Raw genomic sequence first — 252 nt, forward strand, 5'->3', positions numbered from 1 at the left:
GGCGAACCCGACTTCACTCGCCCGGACGAGCCGGCGGACCAAGCGACACGGCTGGCCGGATTGCTGGGAATCCCGGCTCCGGCCGTCACGAACCAGATCACCGAACTCGAACGCAACGGTGCCACCGATCCGGTGCGCGAACTGCTGAATCGAGCCGGTATCGCGCCCGCCACGGCCGAGGCGCTGCGGCAACATGTCGAGGCCACCGCCCCCGCGAAGGCGCGCGAGCGTGCAGGACTCAGCGATGTGGAC

The 252-nt window shown here is 69.8% G+C and carries 1 protein-coding gene; it reads left to right on the forward strand.

The annotated features are described in order from the left end of the window. A partial coding sequence (locus IG65_RS38840; protein ID WP_036526745.1) for a hypothetical protein occupies nucleotides 1–252 on the forward strand: 252 nt, incomplete at both ends.

The organism is Nocardia sp. NRRL WC-3656 (genome assembly GCF_000720265.1).
In the GTDB taxonomy this organism is placed as follows: domain Bacteria; phylum Actinomycetota; class Actinomycetes; order Mycobacteriales; family Mycobacteriaceae; genus Nocardia; species Nocardia nova.